At 40.1% G+C, this 12087-nt stretch carries 8 protein-coding genes and 1 pseudogene; 2 read left to right on the top strand and 7 right to left on the bottom strand.

Going from position 1 to position 12087, the window contains the following annotated elements; genetic code table 11:
• Window positions 1-437: 437 nt before the first annotated feature.
• Window positions 438-1241 (top strand): class I SAM-dependent methyltransferase, encoded by an 804-nt coding sequence (locus O9H85_RS21570; RefSeq protein WP_269883488.1) that lies wholly within the window; start codon window positions 438-440, stop codon window positions 1239-1241.
• A 165-nt stretch (window positions 1242-1406) separates the two neighbouring features.
• Here the strand turns inward: O9H85_RS21570 and O9H85_RS21565 are convergent, their stop codons facing one another.
• Window positions 1407-1940 (bottom strand): 2'-5' RNA ligase family protein, encoded by a 534-nt coding sequence (locus O9H85_RS21565; protein WP_269883487.1) that lies wholly within the window; start codon window positions 1938-1940, stop codon window positions 1407-1409.
• Between the two features lie 177 nt (window positions 1941-2117).
• Between O9H85_RS21565 and O9H85_RS21560 the strand changes: the two are divergent.
• Window positions 2118-2654, top strand: a pseudogene (locus O9H85_RS21560) (IS256 family transposase); the annotation flags it as partial.
• Window positions 2655-3326: 672 nt separating this feature from the next.
• Here O9H85_RS21560 and O9H85_RS21555 read toward each other — a convergent pair.
• The 6 genes from O9H85_RS21555 to O9H85_RS21530 form a co-directional block, all read right to left on the bottom strand.
• The gene (locus O9H85_RS21555) at window positions 3327-3602 is read right to left on the bottom strand and encodes a type I restriction enzyme endonuclease domain-containing protein (RefSeq protein ID WP_269883486.1); all 276 of its coding nucleotides are present in this window, start codon (window positions 3600-3602) and stop codon (window positions 3327-3329) included.
• 7 nt (window positions 3603-3609) lie between these two features.
• Window positions 3610-3888: a type I restriction enzyme endonuclease domain-containing protein gene (locus tag O9H85_RS21550; RefSeq protein ID WP_269883514.1), complete on the bottom strand. Its 279-nt coding sequence runs from the start codon at window positions 3886-3888 to the stop codon at window positions 3610-3612.
• 190 nt (window positions 3889-4078) lie between these two features.
• Window positions 4079-6988: a type I restriction endonuclease subunit R gene (locus O9H85_RS21545; RefSeq protein WP_269883485.1), complete on the bottom strand. Its 2910-nt coding sequence runs from the start codon at window positions 6986-6988 to the stop codon at window positions 4079-4081.
• A 38-nt stretch (window positions 6989-7026) separates the two neighbouring features.
• The gene (locus tag O9H85_RS21540; protein WP_269883484.1) at window positions 7027-8172 is read right to left on the bottom strand and encodes a restriction endonuclease subunit S; all 1146 of its coding nucleotides are present in this window, start codon (window positions 8170-8172) and stop codon (window positions 7027-7029) included.
• Complete coding sequence (locus O9H85_RS21535; RefSeq protein WP_269883483.1) at window positions 8165-9670, bottom strand: type I restriction-modification system subunit M; 1506 nt, start codon at window positions 9668-9670, stop codon at window positions 8165-8167. The genes O9H85_RS21540 and O9H85_RS21535 overlap by 8 nt, the downstream gene beginning before the upstream one ends.
• Window positions 9663-12083 (bottom strand): N-6 DNA methylase, encoded by a 2421-nt coding sequence (locus O9H85_RS21530; protein ID WP_269883482.1) that lies wholly within the window; start codon window positions 12081-12083, stop codon window positions 9663-9665. Before O9H85_RS21530 ends, O9H85_RS21535 begins: the two co-directional genes overlap by 8 nt.
• Window positions 12084-12087: the final 4 nt, after the last annotated feature.

The raw sequence follows: 12087 nt of genomic DNA, 5'->3' as shown, positions 1-12087 counted from the left end.
TAGGACGAAGGAATGTGAGGGCTTAGACCCGTCGAGATTTGGGAGAGTGAATCCCAAGGACCTTGTGGAGAGAGACGTGCAGCATTGTTTTTGCATGGAAGATGTTGTCAATGGATCGACACCTTCTATTCCCGCATGCCCTCAAACGGAACCACAAAGCCCACACTATCTAATCATCTAAACTCCTATTAAAACATGCATGTGAAATCCTGCGAATGAGCGAGCATTCGTGAGAAAATCCTTATTCTCTGAGGGAGCTCAACAGAGTTACCATTTTCTCGATACAGGAAAAAACAAATAAAATCATAAAGTCACTTTAATTGTTGGAAGTAGAAGTAATATTATTTTCGTAAAGCAGGCTGTTCCTTTTGCCACATTAAGTTGAAATGTCTGTGGTTCGCAGTTGGCGAATATCATTTTGGAAAGAAGGCGTAACCGTGACGAATTACCGCGACATGAACCGATTGAACTGGAACGATCGAACTGCTGTTCACGCCAAGTCAAAATTTTATAATATCGATGCTTTTATGGCAGGGGAGAATTCTCAGTCAGGGCTGGAAGAGGCTGAGCTCGGCGATGTAGCCGGTCGCACGATGCTTCATTTGCAGTGCCATTTCGGGAAAGATTCACTGTCTTGGGCGAGATTAGGCGCTCATGTGACGGGAGTGGATTTCTCCGAGGAAGCGATTGCTTTGGCCCAATCGTTGAACGAAAAACTGGGACATGACGCCCGTTTCCTATGCTCGGACATTTATGACGCCAAGGAAGCACTTCAAGGCGAGCAGTTCGACATCGTATATACGTCCTATGGCGTTCTTTGCTGGCTTCCTGATTTGACCCGATGGGCGGAGTTGATCAGCTCATCCTTAAAGCTGGGAGGGATATTTTATATGGCCGAGCTTCATCCTGTTACCTTTATCTATGAAGCAGTGGACAACCATCTGAAAATCAGTTATCCCTATTTCGATAACGAGGTTCGGAGCTATGAATCCACTACAACGTATACCGGTGATGAAGATAAGCTGGAACATCCCGTCACCTATCAATGGCAACATACGCTTGGTGAAATCATAAGCGCACTCGTCGGGGCAGGACTGACATTAGAGTTTTTGCATGAATTTCCGTTCACAGTATACAATATGTTTCCGGGTCTCATGGTTCAGGACGATCAAGGAAGATGGCGAATGAAAGAGAACGACCATTTGCCGCTGTTATTCTCCGTCAAAGCCACGAAGCGTTGATGTTTTCTTGGCCTATTCATCGCCACGTTTGCCCAGGTATTTAGGAAACATGCATTTACGGAATCTGCCCATTAGCACAAGAGGCTGCCGATCCATTGCGGCAGCCTCTTCATGACGTACTTTATTGCGCAAACGTATCCGTTAGCTGAATCACTTCGCCTTTTGTTATCTTGTAAGTTGGATGTCTTCAAATGGTACGTACCTGTTAGGTTCAACTTCTTTATATACCCGCACATACAGCACGTCAAAGGTCGGAAAAGGAGCCAAAGCGTCTCTTGCTGCGATTTTCATTTCTTCAATCTCAGTTTCGAACATGCCCCAATATGTCTGACCCAAAGTCAAATGAGGATGGTAACGATCCAATTCTAGATAACGTTTGATAAGTTCAGGCGATGGCGATACCGTATCCATTAAGCGCTTGTGCAAATCATATATTTCTTTCGATTCAACACTAAGAAATGTTACTGCTGTTCCGAACGTTGCTGGCTCAGACAATGTTAATTGGAAGCTTTGAAACGATGAACATGTTATTCTTACATTTTCAAGCCATCTCATATCTTCTGTAAGTCCACTTTGAGCTTTTACAGTAATGTGTGGCTCTACAACATCCCTAAGGCGATTGCTAGCCCATTGATTACGAAATGAGGCGATTTGTTCTTTGTAATCGTCAGGTGGAACGATACCAATAAAATATTGCAACTTGACACCCTCCTATATTACCGCTTGAAAATTGATCCTCCTCTAATTTCTTCAATATAATTCCATTATCCTGCCAGTTAGCTTAATCCCCGCCTGGCTCTGTATAATAACATAATGGCTCTATTTTATTGATACAGTGGCTCTGACTCATTAACCTGATGGCTGTGCTACATCGAAATATTCACTTGTAAGGACGGTTTAGCTGGCTTTTCCGAAGCGATTAACGCAGCATTTCCTCGAACGCAGATTCAATTATGTGTCATTCATCAGATTCGTGGCTCAATGAAATATGTACCGTTTAAAGAAGAACGAGCCGTCTTGGCTGATTTGAAGAAAGTCTACCAAGCTCTCACTCTTGAGGAAGCTGAAGCTGGTTTTGCTGCTTTCAAAGAAAAGTGGGGTAAGAAGTATCCCATCATCATGCGTTCCTGGGAGAATAACTGGATAGAGCTAACCGCTTATTTTAGTTACCCTGCGGAAATACGCAGAATGATCTATACGACCAATATCATCGAAGGCTACCATCGCCAGCTCCGTAAGGTCCCAAAAAAAAAAACGGCTTATCCATCCGACGATGCTCTACGGAAGATTATCTATCTTGCTACCGTCGATGCATCCAAAAAATGGACTATGCCGCTTCGAAGTTGGAAAGAATGTATATCACAGCTTGCCATCCATTTTGGAGACCGGTTGAAAGCAGAACTGTCTGCATAACGCTCAACCCCTGAGCCAGGCTTGACATGGAGCCTCTGCGGGCATGATTCCTTGCGATCGGGCGATAGCTCGTAAACTCGTATCGCCAAGGCATCTTAGCCTATCATGCCCGCCCCTCCATATAAAGCCTTCCTGAGAAACTTTGTTGGCAAATCCCATTTACACAAAATAATTTACGCTCCCATTCGTTTCGGTGATGTTCTTTTGTGCTCATGTGGCAACCTCCTAGACTTATTTGCCTTCATTTTCTCATGATTGTTTGGACGGCTGAAGGTGGGGAAGATTTTACGCTTACCAATATTCTGTACTCTTACCCGCGGCGTTTTCGCACGAGCATTTATAGTGGAGTTTGGAAGAGGTGGGTTCGATACCAACTTTCCGAAATTTAACTTCGTACAATACCCTGAAGAAGGAATGGGCACATTTGCTTCCTTACAAAGCTTATATAAAAGGCCGACGATGTGCCATATTTCCTAGCAACACCAGTAAGCAACAACTCCCACACCTCTATATAGATCTGCTTGCGAGACAGCATCTGAGATTGTCCCTCGACCATCTTTAAAACCCCCGATTCTTAGTAAAAAAAGGGAGCAGAATATTTTATCTGCCCCTTTACCGGTCAATATTCTTCTCGCTGAAAACCTAAAGGTTAGAAACCTCAGCCATTTCCCTCTACGCCTCTAATGGCCAATCCTTATATTTTTCCTTTGCCTGACCAATGACCGCATTCGTTAAGAAACGCAACTGTTTACCCTTGATCTTCTCCCGAATTAGCACCATTTTCACGGCATTGCTGACCTTTGCTATGACATCAGCACGATGCGGATTCGTCCAGTCGATTTGGAATTCCTTTCTCATTGCTGCGACCACTTTGCGAATCAAACCTGAGATAAACTCATTTGTAAAGGCATCATTACCCATGTTCTCGATAATGTAATAAAGGGTCATTTCCTCGTCAGAAAGCCCCAGCGCCTCTTTCTTTTTTCTTTTTTCGTTCTTCGTCCATTTTCTTCTTCGCTTCGACCATCATTTGTGCCACGGCGGTTGCCGTAATAACTCGATTATGATAATCGTTTATCGTCTTCTCAAGCAGTTTGCTTAATTCTTTGCCGAGCGCATTCTTTTGCTTCACCAGGTAAAAGATCTCTTCCTCAAGTAACTTCTGAAGCAATTTCAGACGCAGATCGACGTGTGGTTTTTGCTCGAAGTCGGCAAGGAACGCTTCGTCTAGGATCTAAATGTCCGGTTTCTCCAATCCCGCTTTCTCGAATAGATCGACGGCCTCTTCACAGGTGCCGATACTACGGTCGATCAATTTCTTCAGTTCTTCCTCAATGTTCTTTGGCTTGCCGTCTGGGCCACCAACGATTTTGAATTTCTTAATCTGAATTTTTCAGGTTTTCTCTATCTTTACTTCTCACAAATTAGTAATACTGCTCAATGTACTGATAGGCTTTATCAAAGACTTCTTTGTCTTTAATTTTGTATTTGACCCAGACAACACTCCGAAGAGCTTTCTTCACTTCCTGTTTTCCTGTAGTTGTACCCTGCCAACCTTCGAAACGTACAATCTTAACGATATCATCTATATCGCCAACAATTCGCTCAACGATAATTGGTGTCTTTGAATTCTTCACACCATGAAAAAGCTCTGTCAATGCTGCCTTGCCTTTGTCTACTTCTTCCTCAGGCACTACTTCTTTTTCAGCTTCTGCCGCTTCCCGCGCAAGTTCTAATAGCAGTTTTAGAAACTCAATACTGGTTATTAGCGCTTGTTCGTGTTTCTCACGGAGATTTTCAAGTTTTTCTCCTAACTTAACGAATTTTACATCATTACTGTGTTTTCGAATTTTCGCGACCAAATCAATTTCAACTTTGATCGTTGTCTTTCTTAAGTCCTTTTGTTTTTCAATAAATTCATCGATTAAATCTGCATCCATCGTAAGAATTTCCATATCATCATGTACTTCTCCGACTTGCAGATTCTCGTGAACTAATTCCAATGTTTTCGCCCCAAGAGAAGCCCAAATCAACCCGCCTCTTCCATCAGTAGGTTTCACCGATTCGAATACTCTTGTCAGCCATTGAAAATCGTATTTCATTGAATTCAGAAACGGATCTGGCGATATCGCATCCCACGCTCTATTGAGCACTTTATAATCGGCTCCAAATTCGTCTTTGATTTTATTAGTTGGCAAACATTCTTGTGCAGCAATCAAACCTTCCCAACCATCTATTGTACGGTCTACTCCCATGAAATAACTCAGGCACTTACGCATTAGTGCAGGGATCTGCTTTTTAACCTCTTCAATATTCGAAATGACCTTTTTCATACTCGATTCATCAAAGTCCAAAGCTGTTGCTACATTATCAAAAATACCTATGTAGTCAACAATCAAACCGTGTGTCTTACCTTCATCATAGGTTCTGTTAGTACGACAGATGGCCTGCAGCAAGTTATGGTCTTTCATTGGCTTATCAAGATACATAGCCTGCAATATAGGTGCATCAAAACCAGTAAGAAGCTTTGACGTTACTATTACGAGCTTCAGTGGGTCGTTAGGTTCTCTAAATCTGTCTAAAATCTTTCCTTCTGCGTCCCTATCACGTTTATAGGCTTTATATTTATCTTCCTTGTCATTGTTGGTGTCCATAACGATTGTAGTTGCATCCGGACCTAGCAATTTATCAAGTTCTTCTTTATACATAAGACAGCATGCTCTGTCATAACAAACAATCTGACCTTTGTATCCATTCGGTTCAATTTTCTCCCGGTAATGTTTGAATATATGTTCGCACACCTTTCTGATACGCTTGCGGTCATACATAATTGCTTTCATGTTGACCCTTCGAGATAACTCTGTTTTATCTTCTTTAGATAAATTCTCTGTTAATGCTTCAAATTCAGCATCGAGCTTTTCTCTATCAACATGCAGGTCAACTGGTACCGGTTCGAAATTCAATGGTAGTGTCGCATTGTCACGGATTGAATCCGAAAAGGAATACTTGCTCATATATCCACTCTTATCCTCAACTGCACCAAATGTATTGAAAGTATTTTTATCAATACGATTAATCGGTGTACCTGTAAGGCCAAAGAAAAACGCATTCGGAAGAGCAAGACGCATCTTACTACCTAGATCACCTTCCTGAGTTCTATGAGCTTCATCAACCATAAGAATGATATTGTCTCTTGGGTTAAGTTCCTTTTTTATATCACCAAATTTAAAGATAGTTGTAATTGCAATCTTTCTCTGGTCTCCTATAAAGAAGGATTCTAAATCGTCCTTTGAGCCAAGACTGACGAGATTAGGAATATCTGATGCATTAAATGTTGCAGTTATCTGCGTCTCTAGGTCAATTCGGTCGTCAACTATAACTATTGTTGGATTGTTTAATTCAGGCATCATTCTAAGTTTTTGTGCTGCAAAAACCATCAGCAATGATTTACCAGAACCCTGAAAATGCCAGATAAGACCTTGCTTTGGGTATCCAGCCTTTACGCGTTCCACAATAAGATTCGCACCCTCATATTGTTGATAACGGCATATGACTTTATATTTGCGATACTTTTTATCAGTTGCAAATAATGTAAAGAACTGAAAAATGTCCATGACCTTTTCAGGTGTAATCATATCTTCAATACTGATTTTCACATCAGCAAGACTTCCTTCACTTTTATGATCCGGAGTATGCCATGGACCCCACATTCCAATTGGCATGCAAACTGAACCATATCTGTAACATTTGCCTTCTGTAGCAAAATTGAATATGTTAGTTACAAACATGCCTGGTATGCTCTTTTCATATGCAGCTATGTCTCCAGCAGCATCCAACCATGTTATAGAATTACGAACAGGCGTTTTCAACTCGCCAATCGCCACAGGAAATCCATTAATCAATAGAACAATATCAAGCCTTTTACCATTCTCTTTTTGTGGATATACCCATTGATTGGTGACAACATATTCGTTCTGCGCTAAGTCTTCTTTAGTCATAGTTCCAAAGAAACGAATCGGAATCATACGGCCATCTTTTCCGAATGGGTAGGAATTCTCTTCAAAAACCATCTTCTTGAACATTTCATTCTGCGTTACTAGATTGTGCGGCTGAACCGTCAATATTAACGTACGTAGTTTATAGATAACTTCATCTGCGCGAGATGGTTCTTCAGCAATTTCAGGATTAAGGCGGATGAGCGCCTCTTTAACCATAGCTTCAACCATAACATCCGAGTATTCGCGTGGCAATTCTTCGGATGATACATATTTCCACCCATTATTCTTAAGTGTTGTGATTACCAGTTGTTCAATCGTATTATCTTCATTAAACATCAAATGCGCCTCCAATCTTTAGCAAAATTTAAGTTCAATTAACCAAAGTTCTCCACCATTAAGGCTTTAATAGTGGTTTCGAGGTTATCAATATTCTGTTTTAATTCAAATTTTGATTTATCGGTCTGTTGGGCAAATTCGACAAATCGTTGCTGATGTTCAAGTGGCGGTAACGGAAACTCTAAATCACGACATTGCTCCAAGCTTAAATTCAGTTGCCTAATACCAACAGCTTTTTCTAAAAAAGGTTGCAGCACATCAGGCTGCATTAGCGCTTGTAGCAAAAACTTTGGCAATACTTGTTCCTTTGCTCGGAATATTGCAATAGCTTGATTGATGTTCCACTCTGGGTATTCATCTTCGACCAATGCGAACTTACCGAGCGGTGGGCCAACAATATTCATGAGTACATCGTTGGGATACACTATGGATCTTGCAAGCTTTCCTTCATGTATCTGTCGAGAAATATACTGAGGCTCTTCATGGAACAGAAGTCTTCCATCAAAACTAAGATTATAAACCTTTAGGTATGGAATTGAGTCTTGCTCTGGTCGAGTCTTGATCTCATTTGTGGGAGGGGTGGTGCCTTTAGTAATGAAATTACATACTTCAGAAGCTCTTACGGTTGGATAATTTCCATTCTTAAACATCTCGATAAATTGCGATTTGACAAGTTCATCTGTAAGGTAAAGCAATTTCTTGTAAGCTTCTTTTGTATTATTGGCAGCCCATAATAATTCCGCAAGTTTCTCTTGCTCATTTATATCAGGAAGTTTAAACTCAAGTTCTTTCAACGCACTCCAATTAATAGTCGGTGACAATGATCCCACTGAAATTCTAATAGCCGCATCAAAAAAATAATCCGAACAAATGAAAAAAGGAAATAACTTTCGTGAGATTACTTTTTCATTAGGTCGCAGAATCATTCCATGAGCAGAAAAAAGTCCATCATGTGGTGCAATAGCTGCTCTTCTTAGATAGGCATTCCTTTTTCCAAAAAGAACATCACCCTTTTGCATTAGTAGCTTATCACCTTTTATTGGCACGTTGCTTCCCCATCTAGTAACAGAAAGGCTGCCACTATCTAAATGTTCTAGTCCAATATATGTTTTCATATCATCAGATGTTGGCTTTCTTTTTTGAGTTATATTAAATGCAATATCTTCAAATCTATATTTAGGCATTTTCATCACCACCATTCTCAAAAATCATATACTTCAAAGTTTCATAAGATTCTCTAAAAGTATCGCTGCTACCAAGCCATCCATCCAGTGCTTCTTCAACAGAATATGACTTCCCCTCATCATCACTGTTATTAGACCCACTAACATAAAGCGGGATACTCAGTTTACTGTCATATCCGATAATCTGTTCTACTGTGGCAATTGCTGAAAAACCATCTTGAACTTTAAAGTCGGTGTAAGTTTGTGCTATCTTCTGTATATGATCTTCTTCCAAATAACTCTCTGCGTTTTTTCGAGTTACTTCATTTTTTGCATCAATAAACAATACATGTCCTTTACGAGAATGTGCTTTTCTCGTTCGGCATATAATAATACATGCCTCCATCGGTGAATTGTAAAATAGATTTTTCCCGACACCAATTACACATTCGATTAAATCACTTCTTACAAGCTTTTCACGCATTTCTCTTTCTTCATCCCTAAACAAAACACCATGTGGAAATAAAATTGCACATCTACCCGTATTTGGATTAAGACTCTTCAAAATATGTTGAAAAAACGCGTAATCAGCCCTTCCTTGAGGTGGTGTACCGAGAAAATTCCGGCCATACTTATCAGCTGAAAATGCTTCTCTATCCCATTGTTTAATCGAATATGGTGGATTCGCTAACACTAAATCAAACTGCTTTAACTCACCATGCTCCACAAAAGCAGGTTTCTTTAAAGTATCGTCATTTACTATATGAAAGTCCTTTACACCGTGTAAAAACAAATTCATCCTTCCAATTGCAGATGTAAGAGCGTTAATCTCTTGCCCATATGCTTTTACATTTCTCCATTCAAGTCCTTGTTGATTCAAATAAGCAATGGCTGAAATAAGCATACCTGCGCTACCACAGGTAGGATCATAAATACTTTCACCAGACTGCGGCTTAAGCATTTCTGTCATTAGGTGAACGACGGTACGATTTGTATAAAATTCTTGAGCAGTGTGCCCACTATCATCAGCAAATTTCTTAATTAGATATTCATAACCTTGTCCGAGTTCGTCCTCAGGACAATTTTTCATACTGAGCGTTTTTGAAGAGAAATGCTCAATAAGGTCTTTAAGTAATTTATCAGGTAATCTGTTTTTATTGGTCCAAGCACCATCCCCAAAAACACCTTGCAATTTTTCAGGATTTGCTTTTTCAATAGCTCGAAATGCATTTACAATTGCAACGCCCACATTTTCTGATACTGATCTGACATCATTCCAGTGAAAACCTTTCGGAACAATGAATCTATGATTTTCTTCCCACTCGATTGCATCCTCATCCCCGTCATATTCCTCAAGGATTTCTACACATTCTTCATCATACACATCACAAATTCTTTTGAAAAACATGAGTGGGAAGATGTATTGCTTATATGAGCCTGCATCAATATGAGTTCGTAAAAATACTGCTGAATTCCATAAATATGTCCTTAGCTCATCTAATGTAATTCTATTACTCACTAATGTATCCCCCTTCTACCAATAAGGATTTTAAGTTTTCTTCTGCTTCTACAACTTCATCTAATGCTGCCAAAAATGCCTTCTTAACTTCCTGAGGACAAATCGTTTCTATTGGTGCTTTTTCAATATAGCTGTTCACAGAGAGTGTATACTCTTTTAACTTTATATCTTCAATAGACACTACCTTAGATTTTTCAATAACTGACTCGTAGTTTTTAAAAAGATTGTAAACTTCGTCAACATCTTTCTCAGTCATTATATTTTGAGCCCTTTGCGCAGTATAAATCTTTGATGCATCAATCAGGCAGACTTTCCCTTTATGTTCTTGCACTTTATTGTTGTTTAAAATAAGAATACATGCTGATACACCTGTACTGTAGAATAACCCACTGACTAAAGTAATTACACATTCTAGTTTGTCAGATTCAATTAGTTGCTTACGAATTTCTCCCTCTCTGCCTCCGTGGAAAAGGACTCCCTGCGGAAGAACTACCGCACAACGTCCATTCTTTTTATCCATAGATTTCACCATATGCTGAAGCCAAGCAAAATCCGCACTGGAATCAGAAGGGCTCCCCCATAGATTTCTACCGTAAATATCTGAGGCAAATTGATCTGCCCCCCAAGCTTTTAACGAAAACGGTGGATTCGCGATTACACAATCAAATGTTTGTAATTCTCCACGATGTATGAAAAGAGGCGACTTTAAAGTATCACCTTGTTTAACCTTAAAATCTCTTGCTCCATGTAAAAATAGATTCATTCTTGCGATTGCTGAAGTTGCTAAGTTCTTCTCTTGACCATAAATTCTACCATACGTGCTTTTATCATCATGTACGTTACGTATCGCTTCGATTAACATACCACCAGTACCACAAGCAGGATCATAAACTGTCTCACCTGGCTTCGGATCTAGGATTTTGACCATTAATTTTACAACTGATCGAGGCGTATAGAATTCACCTGCATTTTTCTTTGAAAGATCAGCAAATTTTTTGATTAAATATTCATAACTATCTCCCATCACATCAGATGAATAGTTTTCATTGCCTACTTTAATTTCTGACATGTGTTCAATGAGATCCTTTAAGCGTTCATCTGACAGTTTGTTTTTATCAGTCCAGTTTGCGTCGTCAAAACTAGAAAAAACGCCATAGAGTGTATCTGGGTTGGCACGTTCAATGCCATTCATCGCATTGATTATTGCTACTCCGACGTTCTCACTAACTTCGCGAACGTCCTGCCAATGGCACCCATCAGGAATAATGAAACGATGGTTTTCTGGAAAACTAGCAAATTCTTCATCGCCCCCGGACTCTTCCAATGCGGCTTGTGTTTCTTCGTCATAAACATCTGATAATCGTTTAAAAAAGAGAATTGGCGTTACATAGCTTTTATACTCATCCTGATTAATTGGGCCTCGCAAAATATTGCAGGCTTCAAAAAGGTGAGAAAATAGCTTTTGGCTTGTTGTTTCTTCAGGCTCTGAAGTACTGTTTTTTAGTGCTTCATCAGCAGCATCCATTGCTGATTGGATCATTTCTTCTCTACCTCCAGTTTTTATTTTGGCTCCAACAGACTCTTCTTTAATGATGACGCTCCCTGAAGACTGTATCTTTTCCATCTTTGCGGGATATAAGTTTTCGAACTCAAGCAGTAACCTCAGAAGCCGCTCATCAAGAAATGTCAGTGCATGTTTCCTGATATGTGTCGGCACTCCGTAATAGGCTTCTGCCACACCTCCAGTAATTGCAGCCAACGTATCACTATCTCCACCAATAGAGACAGCGTTACGGATTGCGTCTTCAAAATTGGAAGACTCGAAGAATGCAACCAGTGCTTGCGGAACTGTTTCTTGGCAAGTCTCGTTAAATTGATACGTTTCCCGGATTCCATCTAGCGAGAAATTCATGGGGTAGTAGTGCTTATCAATATAATCGCGAATTTCTAAGATATTTTTCCCGCTACGAGCCAGATAGACTGCAACCGCAGTAGCTTCAGCGCCTTTTATCCCCTCAGGATGGTTATGTGTTACAACTGTCACCTTGTGCGAAAGCAATTTAGCTTCTTCGATGGAATTGGCTACATAACCACAGGCGCTTACTCTCATTGCAGCACCGTTACCAAAACTGTTGTATGGTTCAGGAGTATCACTATACATCCATTTATAGAATCTCCCTCCATACCCGCAATTCGGATAGGGTCTTCCAATAACTTGCATGGATTTAACAGCTTGGTCGCCCAAGTCTCTATAATCATGTTTACAGCTCATAAGTGCTTCACATATAGCTAATGACATCACCGAGTCGTCAGTGAAAAAACACTTGTATGTTAAAAATTCAAAATCTTTCGAGCAATGATTATCCCATTCAAATCTGGAACCGACAATATCGCCAATTATAGCTCCGATCATGTAA

It is taken from the genome of Paenibacillus gyeongsangnamensis (assembly GCF_027533625.1).
GTDB lineage: Bacteria > Bacillota > Bacilli > Paenibacillales > NBRC-103111 > Paenibacillus_G > Paenibacillus_G gyeongsangnamensis.
The sequence above is the reverse complement of the archived record's forward strand: the minus strand, read 5'-3'. Positions and strand labels throughout refer to the sequence as shown.

Bases quoted from the DNA above. Each gene is read 5' to 3' on its own strand.
- O9H85_RS21540 (WP_269883484.1), bottom strand. From the start codon at position 8,172: ATGCCTAAATATAGATTTGAAGATATTGCATTTAATATAACTCAAAAA.
- O9H85_RS21545 (WP_269883485.1), bottom strand. From the start codon at position 6,988: ATGTTTAATGAAGATAATACGATTGAACAACTGGTAATCACAACACTT.
- O9H85_RS21555 (WP_269883486.1), bottom strand. From the start codon at position 3,602: ATGACCCTTTATTACATTATCGAGAACATGGGTAATGATGCCTTTACA.
- O9H85_RS21530 (WP_269883482.1), bottom strand. From the start codon at position 12,083: ATGATCGGAGCTATAATTGGCGATATTGTCGGTTCCAGATTTGAATGG.